Below are 17875 nucleotides of genomic sequence, written 5' to 3'. Positions count from 1 at the left end.
ATAATCATTAAAAAAACGCTCTTTTAGCATTCACTACCCTAGCCCGGATGGGAGTGGCATCCTCTTGGGGCGGGGTTCGACCCAAGAGATACAACGGACAGCCGGAAAAAGCTCCTAAAAAAAAGACGACTATAAACAAAAGCCGTCAAAGGTATTTTCTTTCTTCAAAGCCACCACATCATCACCAATAACAAACCATTCGACAAAAAGAATATCAAAACCTATTAGCTAGGAGCACTACAAAATAGCCCAAAACAAAAAAACCACCTAATTACTTAGATGGTTTTCCTTGGAGCCGGCGGAGGGATTCGAACCCACGACCTGCTGATTACAAATCAGCTGCTCTAGCCGACTGAGCTACGCTGGCGTCTTATTTCGAGTGCAAATATAAACACATAATTTAATTTTGCAAAAACAAAACGAAAAAGTTTCAGTTTCTATTCAACTATATACTACCTAAAACAAAAAACCACCTATTTTACTTAGGTGGTTTTCTTGGAGCCGGCGGAGGGATTCGAACCCACGACCTGCTGATTACAAATCAGCTGCTCTAGCCGACTGAGCTACGCTGGCGTCTTATTTCGGGTGCAAATATAAGTCTGAATTCGAATTCTCCAAAACAAATTCAGACTTTTTTTTGATTACAATTCGTTAATTTTAGCAATCAATTGATTTGCAGTTTGTTCTAATTCCAAATTAATTTGTTTGAAATGTGCTTTTTTGTTTTCCACATTTTTTTGATTCACTTTTGCGATCAAAGTATCAAAAGCAGCAATAGCCTCATCAATTAAAGCATTAGTCTGTTCTGTAGGTTTTCCTGTAGTTGTTAATTCATACAAGTAAACTGCTTCAATAATATCTCCTAAAACGTAGTTGATGTCTTTCTTTAAATTCTTAACGTTTGCCATTTTTATTTAATTTATATATAGTACTAAAATTTGCGTTTGCAAAAGTACACATAATCTTTCGAATACAAACTATGAAATGTAAATTTCTAAAAGAGAAGCATTTCCATGCAGGGTAAACGTCTGAATCGCAGCAGGCATCAATATAGTATCGCCTGTTTTGTACGTATAGGTTTTACCATCACTACTGAGAGAACAATCCCCATCAACAACCATATATACAGTAAACGATTGTCCTTTTTTTGTTACTGGCACATCACCATTCAATGGAATAAAATTAGTGGTAAAGTAAGGACAATCCACCATAAGATTGGATTGATTTTCTATTTTGGAATAGTGTTGTTGTGTTTCAACTTTCTGATAATTGATTGCATCTAAAGCCAGATCTACATGCAACTCTCTAGTATTCCCGTGAGCATCCTTTCTATTAAAATCAAATAACCGATAAGTAATATCCGAGGTTTGTTGAATCTCTGCAATAACCAATCCTGCTCCAATGGCATGAACGGTTCCCGTTTCTAAAAAGAAAACATCTCCTTTTTGGACTTGTTTTGTATCTAAAATTGAAAGCAGTTCGTTATTTTCTAGCTTTTCAACATATTCTGTGGCATTAGAATCTTCTTTAAATCCCACAATCAATCTTGAATTGGGATCAGCTTGCATTACATACCACATTTCTGTCTTACCAAACGAGTTGTGTCTTTTTTTGGCCAAAGTATCATTAGGGTGCACTTGAATTGACAAGTCTTCTCGAGCATCAAGAAATTTGAATAACAAAGGAAATTGTTTGCCAAACTTTTCAAATACCTTACTACCTAATAATTCTTCAGGATGATTTTCGATTATTTCATTTAAACTTCTGCCACTCAAATCGCCATTAGCCACAATACTACAATCTCCCTCTACTGCTGACAATTCCCAACTTTCTCCTGTAATTGACGACACTATCGGTTTATTTAAAATAGTTTTCAGTTTTTCACCGCCCCAAATACGTTCTTTTAGTATAGGGTAAAATTGCAGGGGATATAGTTTTGTTTGCATCATTTTTTTATTTCAAATATCGCCAATTCCTTTTATTTGAATTGCTATTATTTTGTTGTTTTATGATACTATTTTTTTTATGGCTTCTAGAGCTTTTGAAATATGTTTCGTTGCGTTAGTACTATCATCAAAAATCAAAACTACTTTTCCTTGTTGATCAACTACATAAGTAACTCGACCAGGAAGAATTCCTAATAAGCCAGAAGGCACACCAAATAACTTTCTTATTTTCTTGTCGGTATCCGATAAAAGAATAAATGGTAATTTGTGTTGTTTTGCAAAGGCATCGTGTGAATCCACTGTATCACTGCTAATACCAATGACTTCTGCTCCTAAATCGGTAAAATCTTGATATTGATCTCTGAAACCGCAAGCTTGCGCTGTACAAACTGGGGTGTTGTCTTTTGGATAAAAATAAATTACTAATGGCTTTTTACCTATATATTCTTTGGTGTCAAATTTTTCCCCATTAGTGTCTTGTGCAGTAAAATGAGGCATTACCTCTCCTAATTCAATTGGCATGAGTTAAAATTCTAAACTATTTTTATTTAATTATTCTCCTTTATAGGTTACAAAATTACGTGGGGTTTCGTAGAGTACTACTTCTAAATCTAGATCATCTTTTATTTTGGATCGTATCTTATTCCATATCACTACCACAATATTTTCTGCTGTAGGGTTAAGATTTTCGAATTCTGGGACATCTAGATTTAAATTTTTGTGATCCATTTTCTCCTCTACTTCTGATTTGATAATGTCTGTTAAAAATTTCACATCCATCACATAGCCTGTTTCTGGATCAATCTCTCCAGTCACACTTACAATTAACTCATAATTATGACCATGGAAATTGGGATTATTGCATTTTCCAAAAATAGCCTCATTTTGTTCGAAAGTCCAATCTTTTCGATACAAACGGTGTGCAGCATTAAAATGTGCTTTTCGAGAAATGGTTACTCTCATAAGGTATCGTAAATTGGGATTTAATTTATATAGCGTGGTCTTCTAGAAAATGGTAAAATTCATCAAAAATAATCTTAAACCAAACGGTGTAAATTTCAGGATGAATCTGCATATCATTTTTAACTTCTTCTATTTTCATCCACTTCCAATCTTCCACCTCTTCAGGATTAATTATAGGATTCTCATTGTAGTAGCCTATCATCACATGATCTAATTCATGTTCTGTTAAACCATTATCGAAAGGCGCTTTGTAAATAAAATGAAACAATTCTTTGATTTCAGTATTAAAGCCCATTTCTTCATATAATCGACGGCTTCCTGCTTGAATATTGGTTTCGCCATCTCTTTGATGACTACAACAAGTGTTGGTCCAAAGTAAAGGTGAGTGATATTTGTGCTTAGCTCTTTGTTGCAACATAATCTCTTTTTTGTCGTTCAAGATAAAAATAGAAAATGCACGGTGTAGAATTGCTTTTTGATGGGCCTCTAATTTAGGCATTAGACCAATGGGTTCGTCTAATTCATTAACTAAAATAACTTTTTCTTCTTCCATAAATAAAATTACTGGTCAAAAGTACAAAAATGATTAGAAAAATAGGGTGCTTTAACATTGTCTTTCGTTTTGTTGATACATTTTGCTCCAAGAACATGAAAGCAGCTATCTTCTTCCTAAACGAATCTCAACTTTTGTATCTTTGAGTAAAATATGACGATTAAATCAAAAGCTACTTGTCGTTATTTTTTCATTATTTCAAGTACTTTAACATACTAAACCGGTTTTTCTTAATTCGCAAATTAAAACACAAATGAAAAATATACAAGTTAATTTTATAATTTAAAAAAAATAAAATTATCTGATAAGACAAGCTATACCGTTAAACAAAAGTTAAAATTATTACAAACTATCTGCACAGTAAACATGATGCTTTTTGTAGCATAAATTTAAATCAACATTCTAAATGAACACCTATGAAAAAAACTATTGTTCTATTGTTGTTTATACAGAGCCTACTCTTTCAGGCTTGTGCACAAAACACAACTTCAAAAAACACATCATCTAAAGCCACTACTATGAAAGAAGTCCTTCACAAACCAGAGAATCCTTATTATTCAAATACTGACACCAAAAAGGTAACAATTCCAAATTCTGAATGGAAAAAAATACTTTCACCTGATTTATATGCTGTAGCTAGAGAAGCTGATACCGAAAGAGCCTTCACAGGAACTATGTGGAATTCAGAAACGAAAGGGACATATTATTGTGCGGCATGTGGAAATCTACTCTTCAAATCCAATCAAAAATTTGTAAGCAGTTGTGGTTGGCCTAGTTTTTTTGAGCAAGACAACAAAGAAAGTATTACATTCAAACCAGACAACTCTTATGGCATGCAGCGTATAGAAGCCAATTGTGGTCGATGTGATAGTCACTTGGGACACCTTTTTGATGATGGTCCAGCTCCTACAGGCAAACGCTACTGTATGAATGCTATTTCATTAGATTTTGTTCCCGATAACCAATAATATTGACTTATGAAACAACTATTTTTTCTTATCCTTTTATCTAGTGCTATCAGTGTAGCTCAAAAAAAAGTGGTCCCACCCTCTCCTTCTTCCTCTATAGACACTATTGTTTTGGCAGGAGGCTGCTATTGGTGTGTTGAAGCTGTTTATGAAAACCTAAAAGGGGTACAAAAAGTAGTATCTGGTTTTGCTGGAGGTACTGTAAAGAATCCCAGTTATGAAGCGGTTTCTTCAGGCACAACTGGTGCTGCAGAAGTTGTACAGATTACCTTTAATAAAAACGAAACCAGTTTGGATGAAATTTTCAAAGTGTTCTTTACTGTTCACGACCCCACTACATTGAATCGCCAAGGAGCTGATGTAGGAACACAATACCGTTCTGCCATATTTTATAAAAATGAAACTCAAAAAAAAGCAGGCCAACAAATCATTCAGGCGTTGACGAAGGCAAAAGTGTATGATTCCCCCATTGTAACAACACTAGAACCCTTAACCCAATTTTACAAAGCCAAAGATAGTCATCAGGACTATTACGAAAAAAACCAATCGCTTCCTTATTGTAAATTAGTGATTCAACCCAAATTAGAAAAATTTGAGAAAGTTTTCAAAAACCGCCTTAAATCAAAAAACTAATTAAAACCAATGTCTATACACATCAAAAGCCGAATTTATCGGCTTTTTTTTATTACTCGAAGCAGTCCATTTTTTGTTATATTTGTTTACAACCAAAAACCAAATTCATGAAAAAAGCAATATTTACTTCAAGCCTTTTGCTAATTGCATTGTGTAGTACTGCTCAAAATCAAACGTTAAAAACAAAAGTAGCTCAAAAAGCAGCTAGTTTAGAATCTAAAGTAGTTAGTTGGAGGCGAGAATTGCATCAAAATCCAGAATTAGGCAATAGAGAATTTAAAACAGCTGAAAAGGTCGCTTCACACTTACGCTCTCTAGGAATTGAAGTGCAAACTGGTGTAGCAAAAACTGGCGTAGTTGGCATTCTAAAAGGAGGAAAACCTGGACCTGTAGTTGCCTTAAGAGCCGACATGGATGCACTCCCCGTAAAAGAACGAGTAAGCTTGCCTTTTACTTCCAAAGTAACAGGAGAATATAACGGACAAGCTGTGGGTGTAATGCATGCATGCGGTCATGATACCCATGTAGCCATGTTAATGGGAACTGCCGAAATTTTAGCCTCAATAAAAAATGAAATCAAAGGAACTGTAAAATTCATTTTCCAACCTGCAGAAGAGGGACCACCAGAAGGCGAAGAAGGGGGCGCGGAGTTAATGGTAAAAGAAGGTGTTTTGAATAACCCAAAAGTGGATGTTATTTTTGGCCTTCATATTAATGCACAAACCGAAGTGGGTCAAATCAAATACCGACCAAAAGGCACCATGGCGTCCTCGGATTGGTTTACCATACAAGTCAACGGTAAACAATCGCATGGAGCTTATCCTTGGCAATCCGTTGATCCGATTGTTACCGCCTCACAAATTGTTCTGGGCTTACAAACTATTGTGAGTCGCAATGTAAATTTAACCGAAAACGCTGCTGTAGTGAGCGTGGGCCAAATCAATGCTGGGGTTCGAAGCAACATTATTCCTGAGTCGTTGACGCTAAGTGGTACGATTCGAACATTGGATTCTAAAACCCAAGATTTTATTCATGGTAGAATCAAGACCATTGCCACCAATATAGCCGAAAGCGCAGGCGCAAGCTCAGAAGTTACCATTTCTAAAAAAACATTGATAACCTATAATGACCCTTCACTTACTGAACAAATGCTCCCTACTTTACAAGCAGCAGCAGGAAAAGACAATGTTCATTTAACTGAAGCCGTTACGGGAGCCGAAGACTTCTCTTTCTATCAAGCTAAAATCCCAGGATTATTTTACTTTATTGGTGGAATGCCTAAAGGGAAAAAAGCCAGTGAAATGCCCTCACATCATACCCCCGATTTTTATATAGACGAAGGAAGCTTTGTATTAGGAATGACGAGTATGGCCGATTTGACATTAGATTATATGGAATTGCATACAAAAAAGAAATAAAGTACTTTGTATGAAAACCTACCTAATCTCTTTTTGTATCATTTGTATTTTCTTATTCACAACAACCGTGATTGGTCAAGAAAAAAAAGTAGCGACTACTTCCAAAGCACTATACAATGAAATTACAGCTATGGACAAGAAACTTTTTGATGCCTTCAACACAAAAGATATGGCAAAATTCAAATCTCTTTTTACCGAGGATTTAGAGTGGTTTCAAGACAATGGTGGCTTACTTTCTTATGCTGTCGTTTTTGAAAATTTTGAAAAAATGTTTAAAAACGAAAACAAACTCACCCGACAACTTGTAGAAGGAAGCCTAGCTGTACATCCTATAAAAGATTATGGAGCCATTGAAACGGGTACGCATCAGTTCCGTCATTTCGAAAATGGCAAAGAAGAAATTGGCACTTTTAAATTCTTAATGATTTGGAAAAACACGAAAGGTAAATGGCAAATTTCTCGTGTGATCAGTTATGACCATTAATTTCTTTGACTTGCGACACCAATACAAAAAGGGGCTAATAGTACTAACTATTCACCCCTTTTTTTAATAATCTATTCGAGCAAAGTGTTCTATTAAAAACACTTTTATTTTTTACTATCTTTCAATTTCATCTTATAAATAGTAAAATCTAGTTGTTGTATATCCCCAATCGCTTCATTGATTCGAGAATTAGTATAATACAAATAGTCCTTGTAAATTGCAAAAGAATCGGCCCATTTAACCTTCGCCTTATTGTTGGTTAGGACTCCTATCTTTCCTTTTCTATCGAGATAATGTATCGCGTCATGCTCTAAATCACCATAATATATAGTACCTTTTTTATCCATAATCAGACCATCAGGCGCAGCTGTTGTAATAGCCATAATTTGACTTATATCATTCCTTAGCAAATGATCTATTTTAATACCATATAAGGTATATGCAGTTAAAGCGTGAAAATACAAGATGTCGTTTTTAGCATCAAACTCAATACCATCAGAATGCACTGTGTTTTTCCAAACACCATTGCTACAAGTAAGCTGATTCGTTTCGGCCATTGTAACTTTATGTTGATCCAAATATCTTTTAGCTGTACCTGTTTTAAGATCCAAAACAACTATACCTCCCACTCCAGAATCTGTACAGTAAACTACTTGTCTTTTTTTATCTACACGAAGATCATTAATATAAGAATTCTTGTGAAAGCTTCCTTCGGAAAAGTTATAAGTTTGCTTCAATAGATTGGTATTTAAATCAAAAACATACAATTTTGGACAATCTTGCACACCCTTAAATTGAGGATTATTAGTTTCCAGAACATACAAATCTTGCCCATCGGCAAGGACGGATTGTATCGCTACAAAATGGTTACTTTTTTTATCCTGATTGGTTTTCAACACATTCCATTCTGCATTTGGATATGGAGCATAGCTACCATCTGATAAAACTTCTACCAACGAAAAAGGAATCGGTTCACGCCAACGAGGGAAGTTAGCAAAAATTCTGCCTTTATCAGAAACTGCAATTCCAGTTACCTGAATTCCTTTAAAAACTGCAACTTGTTCTTGTGAAAAAACAAAAAAACCACAAAACAAACTTAAAATCAAGACTACTTTTTTCATATTTCTTTCTTTTAATAGTATGATAAATTTCTAAAAACTCAAACGCTTCCTATCATTTTTAATGCTATTCGGACAAGCTTTATTTTAACTTAACAACCAATATTCTTACTTTACATTTGAAATAGTTATCTTAGAAAATGTAAGCTCAGGACAACAATTGGAATAAATTTAAAAAACTTATTTTTTCCAAGAAAGGTTTTCTAAAACGCCGGCAGTTTGATTTTCTCGTTTATTTTTGGTTCCAAAAATTACTTAGAACTTTTCAAAACCTCTGCAATCTTCTGTGCACATTTCTCCCCATCAATCGCTGCTGAAATAATGCCGCCAGCATAACCCGCTCCTTCACCACAAGGATACAATCCTTTGATTTGAAGATGCTCTAAAGTGTAAGTATCTCTTGGAATTCGCACAGGCGAAGAGGTTCTAGATTCGGGAGCATGTAAAATCGCTTCATTTGTAGCATATCCTCTCATTGATTTTCCGAATTCTGAAAATCCTTGACGCATGATTTGGGTTAAAAATCCCGGGAAGACCTGTCCCAATTCCACTGATGTTGTTCCAGGAACATAGGAAGTTTTGGGAATATCAGAGGATGTTTTACTTTGAGTAAAATCAACTAAACGCTGTGCGGGCACTTTTTGCGTCTGACCTGCTAATTGCCATGCTCTTTGTTCAATACTCTTTTGAAACTCCATTCCTGCCAAAGCACCAAATTTAGCAAAGGGTTTAAAATCCTCTACTTTCAATTCGACTACAATCCCAGAATTAGCCGTTTGTTGATCTCTTTTTGATGGCGACCAACCATTGGTAACCACTTCTCCTGGACTGGTCGCACATGGCGCAATCACTCCACCAGGACACATACAAAACGAATACATCCCGCGACCATTCACCTGTTTCACTATTGAATAAGGTGCTGGTGGCAGATGTTCTCCTCGATAATCACAACTATATTGTATACTATCAATTAAGGACTGTGGATGTTCTGCTCGAACGCCAAGTGCAAAAGGTTTGGCTTCTAGTAAAACTTTCTTTTTATCTAACAATTCGAAAATATCACGTGCAGAATGTCCCGTAGCTAAAATTAATTTATTAGCCGATATGACTGCACCATTTTGAGTCGTTACACCCTGAACTTCATTATTTTTTATAACAATATCCGTAACTCTAGTTTCAAAAAGAACTTGTCCGCCACACTCGATTATTTTTTCGCGAATATCTTGAATGATTTGCGGCAACTTATTAGTTCCAATGTGTGGATGAGCGTCGACCAAGATATCAGGTGTTGCTCCAAAAGCTACCAATAATTCTAGGATTCGATTTACATCACCTCTTTTTTTTGAGCGGGTGTATAATTTTCCATCCGAATAGGTTCCTGCTCCGCCTTCACCAAAACAATAATTCGAATCTTCGTTTACAATATGATCTCTGTTGATGGCTTTTAAATCTCTACGACGACCTCGAACATCTTTTCCACGTTCGATGACTATTGGTTTCAAACCCAATTCAATCAATTGAAGTGCTGCAAAAAGTCCAGCAGGTCCGGCACCTACCACAATTACTTCTTGAGCATTTTCCACATTCTTGTAGTCTGGTAATTCAATTTTTTGTTCCAAAAAAGGTTCCCCTTTTAAGTAAACCATGAGTTTTAAATTGATTTTGACCGCTTTTTGACGTGCATCTATGGAACGTTTTACAATAGTAACTTGCTGAATTTCTTTGTTCGAAACCTTTAAGTGTCGAGATAAATAATCGTGTAGCAACGTTTCGTTAGCAGCAATTTCGGGAGCAACTTGTACTAGGAGTTCTTGTGGCATGGTGATTGAATACTTCAATTTTTGGAGTACAACATCTTCGTTTACTCAGGCTACAAAAGTACTATTTTGAATTCAATTTTAAGAATTAGAATAAAAAACGACAGGAGGTACTAAAAAAAATGATAACATAATAAGACATGAAAGTTTTTAATTGAAATGAAATTTTTGTGCATATAAACCATTTAAGGCACTTAAGAACATATAAGCTCTACTAAAATCCTTATCAAAATTTAAAAAAATTAACCGCAAGGGGCGCCAAAAAACATATAAGTCATGAAAGTTTTAATAAAACGAAATTTTTGTGTTTTTAAACCATAAAAGGCACTTAAGGACATATAAGCTCTACTAAAATCCTTATCAAAATTTAAAAAAAATTAACCGCAAGGGGCGCAAAGGGTACCAAAAAATAAAAAACCTATAAGCCATGAAAGTTTTAATAAAACGAAGAGTTTGTGTTTTTAAACTATATAATGCATTTAAGGGCATATAAGTTATGTGACGTATCCTTTTATTCTTTTTAACCTATAGTTTTTGACTTTTTTTATCATCAAAAAATAAAGCTATTCCAAAGAAGTCTTTGTAATTTTGTTCTTCTTTAAATCAAAGTAATGTCTAGAAAAATAAAACTTATATGGGATTTTCGTGGTCCTGCTTCCGCAAAAACAGCTGAACATCATGAAATTCATCTAAAAGAATATATAAAAATTGAGCAACTACCGCTTGAAATCACAGGATTTAAAACGTATGGAGAAATGCACGCCATTGCCTTTATGGTAGTGGAAGAAGAAGACATGATTACCGTACGAGATGCTTTGAAACCCCATCGTGGTGAAATTTATGAAAACTAAATTCCAAAAACGAAAATTCCAAATTCCAATAACTAACAATCATTGGAATTTGGAATTTAAATTTTTGGAACTTGAAAATTTAATTCGCTACTTCACTAATAAATTTGATACGCATCAATCGCAATTCATCAATATCGTATTCGCCATCAAATTCTTTTAAAGCTTCTTCAATATTATCAGAGTGGGATTCCATAAAATAATCGTGAATTTCTTCTTGTTGATCTTCGTCTAATATTTCATCTATCCAATAATTGATATTTAATTTGGTACCAGAATATACTATTTGCTCCATTTCTTTAATCAATGCCCCCATCGTAAGGCCTTTAGCTGAAGCAATATCCGTCAAAGCCAATTTTCTATCTATGTTTTGGATAATATATAATTTATTAGCTGAATTCACCCCAGTAGATTTAACCACTAAATCATCAGGACGAACAATATCGTTATCCTCCACATAACGTTGGATTAGAGAAACAAATGCTTTTCCGTACTTTCTCGCTTTTCCTTCTCCTACTCCATGAATATTATTGAGTTCTTCTAGCGAAATGGGATACTTCAATGCCATATCCTCTAAGGAAGGATCTTGGAACACTACAAAAGGTGGAACTCCAAGTTTTTTGGCTTCTTTTTTTCGAAGTTCTTTTAGCATCGCCATCAAATTTTCATCTGCTGTACCCGATGATTTGGCTGCGGTAACAATAGCATCATCTTCGGACTCGCTATATTCATGATCTTCAGACATCATGAAAGACTCAGGGTTTTTAATAAAGGCGAGACCTTTTTTGGTAATTTTTACTATTCCGTAGGTTTCAATATCTTTTGCCAACAATCCATTTACAAGAACTTGGCGCAATAATGCCATCCAAAATTTTTCATCATGATCAGCGCCACTACCAAAGAACGACTGCGAATCGGTTTTATGTGCTTTAATCACTGCATTGACACGTCCTATCAATGTAAAAACAATTTCTTTGGACTTGTAAATATGTTTGGTTTCTTTAACCACCTGAAGCAGTTTTACCACTTCGTTCATGGCTTCAACTTTAGTCTTTGGATTTCTAACATTGTCGTCCATGTTTCCACCTTCACCCGTTTCGTTGTCGTACTCTTCCCCAAAATAATGGAGCAAGAATTTACGTCTCGACATAGAAGTTTCGGCATAAGCTACTACTTCTTGTAGTAAAGCAAAACCAATTTCTTGTTCGGCTACAGGTTTACCGGACAAGAATTTTTCTAATTTTTCTACATCCTTATAGGAATAGTATGCCAAACAATGCCCTTCTCCTCCATCTCTTCCTGCACGTCCTGTTTCTTGGTAATAGCTTTCTAAAGATTTTGGAATATCATGATGAATAACATAGCGTACATCAGGTTTGTCAATTCCCATACCAAAGGCGATGGTTGCCACCACAACATCTACATCTTCCATTAAAAACATGTCCTGATGTTTGGCTCTCGTTTTGGCATCCAATCCTGCATGATACGGCACCGCACTAATACCATTTACTTGTAGCACTTCGGCAATAGATTCCACTTTTTTTCTACTCAAGCAATAAATAATACCCGATTTTCCTTTGTGTTGCCGAATAAATCGAATAATATCGGACTCTATATTTTTGGTCTTGGTGCGTACCTCGTAAAAAAGGTTGGGTCTATTGAAAGAGGCTTTATAGGTTACCGCATCGGACATGTCTAAATTTTTCAGAATGTCTTCTTGAACTTTTGGAGTTGCTGTAGCGGTTAGACCAATAACTGGAACTTTACCCAATTGTTTGATTATATGTCTTAAATTTCGGTATTCGGGTCTAAAATCGTGTCCCCATTCCGAGATACAATGCGCTTCATCAATAGCTACAAAAGAGAGAGGAACTTGTTGCAAAAACTGTACATACTCCTCTTTTGTCAAGGACTCAGGTGCCACATACAACAACTTAGTCACTCCTGTAGTGATGTCTTTTTTGACTTGAGCAATCTCTGTTTTGGTCAAAGAAGAATTAAGCACATGTGCAACGCCATTGTCCGAAGATAAACTCCTTATGGCGTCTACCTGATTTTTCATTAAAGCTATCAAAGGGGAAACTACAATTGCTGTTCCGTCTAAAATTAAAGCGGGCAATTGGTAACAAAGTGATTTACCTCCACCAGTCGGCATTATTACAAAAGTATTTTCTTTATTTAAAAGACTTTGTATGACTTGTTCTTGCAATCCTTTAAATTGACTGAAGCCAAAATACTTTTTTAATTCCTTGTGTATATCAATTTCGTTTGAATTCATTCTTTATTATGTGGTATTTTGTATAAATTTGCATCACTAAAGATACGAAAATCTTTTATAGATACAAATTTAAACATTCTGTTTTGATAAGCAACGAAAACCTATTGGCTTTGGCCAAAAAAACAATTCTTTCCGAAAGTGAGTCTATTGCTAAATTGACCACTTTTTTAGATGATCAGTTCCTATCAACCGTTCAAAAAATATATCAATCCAAGGGTCGCGTGGTGATTACTGGAATTGGAAAGAGTGCTATAATTGCTCAAAAAATTGTAGCCTCATTAAATTCTACTGGTACTCCTGCACTGTTCTTACATGCTTCAGAAGCCATTCATGGTGATTTAGGAATGATACAAGATGAGGACGTAATTATTTGTATTTCTAAAAGTGGAAACAGTCCTGAAATTAAGGTATTGGTTCCGTTATTAAAACGTTTCGGAAATACGTTGATTGGCATGACAGGCAACATGACTTCCTTTTTAGCAAAAGGCTCTCATTTTGTCTTAAACACTACTGTTGATGCTGAATCTTGCCCAATGAATTTGGCACCTACCAATAGCACCACTGCACAGTTGGTGATGGGAGACGCACTTACAGTTTGTTTAATGGAAATGAGAGGGTTTCAGGCAGAAGATTTCGCGAAATATCATCCAGGAGGAGCTCTTGGCAAAAAACTTTTATTAAAAGTAAAAGACTTGATTGAACATTCGTTAAAACCAATGGTCACTCCAGATACTTCTATTAAAAAAGCTATTTTTGAGATTTCTGAAAAACGATTAGGCGTAACGGCTGTTATTGAAGATGAAAAAGTTGTCGGAATTATTACCGATGGTGATATTAGAAGAATGTTGAACGATAGAGACAGTATAGCCGATGTTGTAGCCAAAGATATTATGACTAAAAATCCAAAACAAATCCATTCAGAAGCTATGGCTATTGATGCTTTTAATCTGATGGAAGATTTTTCAATAACCCAATTGATTGTTATAGATAACGGGAACTATCAAGGGGTTTTACATTTACATGACATTTTAAAAGAAGGTATTGTATAATGGCAAAGAAAAACCTTAACGAAATGTCGTTCTTAGACCATCTTGAAGAGCTAAGATGGGTTTTGGTAAGAAGTACAACAGCTATATTAATTATGGCATTTGTAACCTACTTCTTTAGTGATTTTTTATTTGACAGCCTCATTTTTGGGCCCACCCGCCCTTCCTTTTTTACTTATCGTTTTTTTTGTGACCTTTCACATCAATTAGGATTTGTAGACAGTATTTGTATCACCGAACTTCCTTTTATTATTCAAAACACCCAAATGGAGGGACAAGTGAATATGTTTGTATGGATGTGTTTACTAGCGGGCTTTATTTTAAGTTTTCCCTATATTTTATTTGAAGTATGGAAATTTATTAGTCCTGCTTTATATGAAAAAGAGAAAAAAGGAGCGAAATTTTTTATCGGAGTCTCCTCTGTACTTTTCTTTTTAGGAGTTCTTTTTGGTTATTTTGTCATTATTCCCATGTCGGTGAACTTTGTCGCTACCTTTACGGTGTCTGATGTAGTAAAAAATCAATTTACCTTAGATTCTTATATCGGATTGGTTAAAACTTCGGTTTTGGCTGGTGGATTATTTTTCGAATTACCTATTGTCATTTATTTCTTGACTAAACTAGGTTTGGTTACTCCAGAATTTTTAAGAAAATATTGGAAATATGCCGTGATCATTATCTTGATTGTTGCAGCTATTGTGACTCCCCCAGATGTTGTGAGTCAAACTATAGTAGCAATTCCAATGTTATTGATTTATGAAGTAAGTATATTAATTTCTAAACTTGTTGTTCGCAACCAAAACAAACAAAATGGCTGATTTAATTCAAGAATTCAACGACTATCGTTCAAAAATGAACGAAAAATTATTGGCTGACAATAATAAAATTGTGAAACGCATCTTCAATTTAGACACCAATGCTTATGCAGCTGGTGCTTTGGATGTAAAAACAAAAGAGCTATTAGGATTAGTTGCTTCGGCAGTGTTGCGTTGTGACGACTGTATTAAATATCATTTAGAAACTAGCCACAAAGAAGGAGTTAGCCGCGAAGAAATGATGGAAGCCATGGGAATTGCTACTTTAGTCGGCGGAACAATTGTGATACCTCATTTACGAAGAGCCTACGAATTTTGGGAAGCTTTGGAGGAGCAAGCTAAATAATTGATACAACTAGTACCATAGACTCATAAACTAAAGACGTTTATATTGTAAACTTCTCTCCACTTATAAACCAGTACTATCTCAGTATCTTAACAATTCAAATACCATGAAATTAAGAGCAGAAAATCTCATAAAAACGTATAAAGGACGTAGTGTTGTAAAAGGCATTTCTTTGGAAGTAAACCAAGGACAAATTGTTGGTCTTTTAGGACCAAACGGTGCTGGTAAAACCACCTCTTTTTATATGATTGTAGGATTAGTAAAACCCAACTATGGTCATATCTATTTGGATGATTTGGATATTACCGAATATCCTATGTACAAACGTGCGCAACAAGGAGTAGGCTATTTGGCACAAGAGGCTTCTGTCTTTAGAAAATTGAGCATCGAGGATAATATCCTGAGTGTTTTGCAATTGACCAATCATACGAGAGAAGAGCAAATTGCCAAAATGGAAAACTTAATTGCCGAGTTTAGTTTGGAACATATCCGAACCAATAGAGGTGATTTACTATCTGGAGGAGAACGAAGAAGAACCGAAATTGCGCGTTGTTTAGCTACCGACCCAAAATTTATCTTATTGGATGAACCTTTTGCCGGTGTTGACCCAGTAGCAGTAGAAGATATTCAGCGGATTGTGGCGCAATTAAAGAATAAAAATATTGGTATTTTAATAACCGACCATAACGTTCAGGAAACTTTAGCTATTACCGACAAAACGTATTTGATGTTTGAAGGTGGAATTCTTAAAGCAGGAACTCCTGAGGAACTCGTAGAAGACGAAATGGTTAGAAGAGTGTACTTGGGTCAAAATTTTGAATTGAGACGAACTAAAATTGATTTTAACACTCCAAAAGTAGGATAAATGTAACAACTCAAATATATGCCCTCTTTAAAAAGAGAGTCAAGTAGGACACTAAAAAGTAATAACTTAATTTATAAAAACCCTTCCTGAGTTGTTAATTCAGAAAGGGTTTTCTATTAAAAAGAAAGTATTCGTCAACTTACCATTTAAAAAGAAAGATACAAATAGCCTACTTTTTGTTTGGTTACACCGCTAATTGGTTTTTTGTATTTGATAACATAATAATACGTGCCTGAAGGTAAATAGGCATTCTTATCTACGGTAGCTTTCCCTTCAGAAAAACCTCTAAAGACATTAGTATTATTATCATACGCTTTTGTACTATAAACCAATTGCCCCCATCGATTATAAATTTCGACTGAATTTTCTAAATAGTCCTCAATTCTATCAATAATTAATACTTCGTTCAAACCGTCATTGTTTGGCGATAGAGCATTTCTAACTACAATATCACAATCAACAGAACTATCATCAAAATCACAAGGATCTTTCAAAACAATTGTTATGGTTGCAGTAGAGCAATTACTCAAGTTTAGTCTATCACAGATTGAATAAGTCAGAATAAAAGTTCCGATTTGCCCTCCAGAAGGTATAACCACTCTTCCATGATTATCAACAGTTACTCCCTGCAATCCTCCATTATCTATAACTGTGATTACAACATCTAGTGGGTTTACAGAACCATTATTTTCTCTATCATTCGACAAGACATCTAAGACCTGCTCTTTTGAAGTGTTAAATGGCGTTGCTGAATAATCATCGTCTATTGCATTGAGTACAAAATCTAATACGGTGACAGTCTTGGTTATTATTGAAGCACAACCAGTTCCATTATTAATACTATAACTAATTATAACTGTCCCAGAGGCAATTCCTGTAAGTATACCTAAGGATGAAATTGTAGCTATATTAGCAGCATTAGTAGACCAAACACCACCTAAAGTACCATTAATCAATTGAATAGCACTACCAATAGTGATAGTATCGGGACCGTTTATGGGGCCAAGTAGTACTAATGAATTTGCGGTGACCATCACCATATTACTAACTAAACTTGTACATCCGTTTTGGGTGACCTGTACTGTATAGCTACCTGAATCACTAGCTGTGTAGGTAGCCCCTGTTGCTCCAACTATTAGTGTGCCGTCTTTATACCATTGGTTGCCCGCAGCAGCACTACTGCTTAACACCACTGAACCTGGTGCGCAGAAGCTTGTGCTACCCGATGCGGTGATAGTGGGTTTAATAGGTTGAGCGATAACGGTTATTGCTTGGGTTACACTAGTCAAACAACCACTACTATTGCTCACACTATAGCTAATCGTAACTGTACCAGCACTTACTCCAGTTACTGTACCGAATCCATCGATAGTAGCGATTCCTGTATTACTACTACTCCAAACTCCACCCAAAGTAGTATTGGATAAGGTTGTAGTAGAACTTACACAAACGGTATTCGATCCGGTGATCGCAGCAACTATTGGGGTTACATTGGCACTAACCACCAAAGCATTACTAACTAAACTTGTACATCCGTTTTGCGTGACTTGTACTGTATAGCTACCTGAATCACTAGCTGTATAGGTAGTGCCTGTTGCTCCCACTATTAGTGTACCGTCTTTATACCATTGGTTGCCCGCAGCAGCACTACTGTTTAACACCACTGAACCTGGTGCGCAGAAGCTTGTGCTACCCGATGCGGTGATAGTGGGTTTAATAGGTTGAGCGATGATGGTAAGAGACTTACTCACGCTAGTAGTACAACCTCCTGCATTGG

General features: G+C 35.5%; 18 protein-coding genes and 2 tRNA genes. 9 read left to right on the top strand and 11 right to left on the bottom strand.

Going from position 1 to position 17875, the window contains the following annotated elements; genetic code table 11:
• Positions 1-290 precede the first annotated feature (290 nt).
• From ACZ1AQ_RS14895 to idi, 7 genes are all read right to left on the bottom strand, one after another.
• A tRNA-Thr gene (locus tag ACZ1AQ_RS14895) sits at positions 291-367 on the bottom strand.
• Positions 368-496: 129 nt separating this feature from the next.
• Positions 497-573 (bottom strand) — tRNA-Thr (locus ACZ1AQ_RS14890).
• 68 nt (positions 574-641) lie between these two features.
• Positions 642-908: a hypothetical protein gene (locus ACZ1AQ_RS14885; protein ID WP_489633654.1), complete on the bottom strand. Its 267-nt coding sequence runs from the start codon at positions 906-908 to the stop codon at positions 642-644.
• A gap of 69 nt (positions 909-977) precedes the next feature.
• A complete protein-coding gene (locus ACZ1AQ_RS14880) occupies positions 978-1946 on the bottom strand; it encodes a type I phosphomannose isomerase catalytic subunit (protein WP_489633656.1) in 969 nt (322 codons plus the stop codon).
• 60 nt (positions 1947-2006) lie between these two features.
• Positions 2007-2468, bottom strand: a complete 462-nt coding sequence (locus ACZ1AQ_RS14875; RefSeq protein WP_489633653.1) for a peroxiredoxin — start codon at positions 2466-2468, stop codon at positions 2007-2009.
• Positions 2469-2498: 30 nt separating this feature from the next.
• Positions 2499-2909, bottom strand: coding sequence for a 6-pyruvoyl trahydropterin synthase family protein (locus ACZ1AQ_RS14870; protein ID WP_489633652.1), 411 nt, complete (start codon positions 2907-2909; stop codon positions 2499-2501).
• 25 nt (positions 2910-2934) lie between these two features.
• Entirely contained in the window at positions 2935-3462 is a 528-nt protein-coding gene (idi, locus tag ACZ1AQ_RS14865) for an isopentenyl-diphosphate Delta-isomerase (protein WP_489633651.1), read from the bottom strand.
• A 416-nt stretch (positions 3463-3878) separates the two neighbouring features.
• On the opposite strand from idi, the gene msrB reads away from it, so the two are divergent.
• From msrB to ACZ1AQ_RS14845, 4 genes are all read left to right on the top strand, one after another.
• Positions 3879-4430, top strand: a complete 552-nt coding sequence (gene msrB / locus ACZ1AQ_RS14860) for a peptide-methionine (R)-S-oxide reductase MsrB (RefSeq protein ID WP_489633650.1) — start codon at positions 3879-3881, stop codon at positions 4428-4430.
• 9 nt (positions 4431-4439) lie between these two features.
• The gene (gene msrA, locus ACZ1AQ_RS14855; RefSeq protein ID WP_489633649.1) at positions 4440-5063 is read left to right on the top strand and encodes a peptide-methionine (S)-S-oxide reductase MsrA; all 624 of its coding nucleotides are present in this window, start codon (positions 4440-4442) and stop codon (positions 5061-5063) included.
• Between the two features lie 107 nt (positions 5064-5170).
• Positions 5171-6481, top strand: coding sequence for an amidohydrolase (locus tag ACZ1AQ_RS14850; protein WP_489633648.1), 1311 nt, complete (start codon positions 5171-5173; stop codon positions 6479-6481).
• A 10-nt stretch (positions 6482-6491) separates the two neighbouring features.
• Positions 6492-6965 carry a nuclear transport factor 2 family protein gene (locus tag ACZ1AQ_RS14845; protein WP_489633647.1) on the top strand — a complete coding sequence of 158 codons (474 nt, stop codon included), beginning with the start codon at positions 6492-6494 and terminating at the stop codon, positions 6963-6965.
• Positions 6966-7069: 104 nt separating this feature from the next.
• Here ACZ1AQ_RS14845 and ACZ1AQ_RS14840 read toward each other — a convergent pair whose 3' ends face one another.
• Both ACZ1AQ_RS14840 and ACZ1AQ_RS14835 read right to left on the bottom strand, forming a co-directional pair.
• Positions 7070-8086: an L-dopachrome tautomerase-related protein gene (locus ACZ1AQ_RS14840; protein WP_489633646.1), complete on the bottom strand. Its 1017-nt coding sequence runs from the start codon at positions 8084-8086 to the stop codon at positions 7070-7072.
• 248 nt (positions 8087-8334) lie between these two features.
• Positions 8335-9903 (bottom strand): NAD(P)/FAD-dependent oxidoreductase, encoded by a 1569-nt coding sequence (locus ACZ1AQ_RS14835; protein WP_489633655.1) that lies wholly within the window; start codon positions 9901-9903, stop codon positions 8335-8337.
• Between the two features lie 608 nt (positions 9904-10511).
• On the opposite strand from ACZ1AQ_RS14835, the gene ACZ1AQ_RS14830 reads away from it, so the two are divergent.
• Positions 10512-10751 (top strand): hypothetical protein, encoded by a 240-nt coding sequence (locus ACZ1AQ_RS14830; RefSeq protein ID WP_489633645.1) that lies wholly within the window; start codon positions 10512-10514, stop codon positions 10749-10751.
• A 79-nt stretch (positions 10752-10830) separates the two neighbouring features.
• Here the strand turns inward: ACZ1AQ_RS14830 and recQ are convergent, their stop codons facing one another.
• Positions 10831-13026 (bottom strand): DNA helicase RecQ, encoded by a 2196-nt coding sequence (gene recQ, locus ACZ1AQ_RS14825; RefSeq protein ID WP_489633644.1) that lies wholly within the window; start codon positions 13024-13026, stop codon positions 10831-10833.
• A gap of 83 nt (positions 13027-13109) precedes the next feature.
• On the opposite strand from recQ, the gene ACZ1AQ_RS14820 reads away from it, so the two are divergent.
• The 4 genes from ACZ1AQ_RS14820 (at position 13110) to lptB (ending at position 16098) form a co-directional block, all read left to right on the top strand.
• Positions 13110-14075 carry a KpsF/GutQ family sugar-phosphate isomerase gene (locus ACZ1AQ_RS14820; RefSeq protein WP_489633643.1) on the top strand — a complete coding sequence of 322 codons (966 nt, stop codon included), beginning with the start codon at positions 13110-13112 and terminating at the stop codon, positions 14073-14075.
• Positions 14075-14890 carry a twin-arginine translocase subunit TatC gene (gene tatC, locus ACZ1AQ_RS14815; RefSeq protein ID WP_489633642.1) on the top strand — a complete coding sequence of 272 codons (816 nt, stop codon included), beginning with the start codon at positions 14075-14077 and terminating at the stop codon, positions 14888-14890. The genes ACZ1AQ_RS14820 and tatC overlap by 1 nt, the downstream gene beginning before the upstream one ends.
• The gene (locus ACZ1AQ_RS14810; protein WP_489633641.1) at positions 14883-15233 is read left to right on the top strand and encodes a carboxymuconolactone decarboxylase family protein; all 351 of its coding nucleotides are present in this window, start codon (positions 14883-14885) and stop codon (positions 15231-15233) included. The genes tatC and ACZ1AQ_RS14810 overlap by 8 nt, the downstream gene beginning before the upstream one ends.
• A gap of 106 nt (positions 15234-15339) precedes the next feature.
• Positions 15340-16098, top strand: a complete 759-nt coding sequence (lptB, locus tag ACZ1AQ_RS14805) for an LPS export ABC transporter ATP-binding protein (RefSeq protein ID WP_489633640.1) — start codon at positions 15340-15342, stop codon at positions 16096-16098.
• A gap of 146 nt (positions 16099-16244) precedes the next feature.
• Here lptB and ACZ1AQ_RS14800 read toward each other — a convergent pair.
• On the bottom strand, positions 16245-17875 hold a 1631-nt coding region (locus tag ACZ1AQ_RS14800; RefSeq protein WP_489633639.1), incomplete at its 5' end, for a T9SS type B sorting domain-containing protein.

It is taken from the genome of Flavobacterium sp. UM26, from assembly GCF_057922445.1.
Note: the sequence above shows the minus strand (reverse complement) of the source record. Positions and strands in the feature narration are given on the sequence as shown.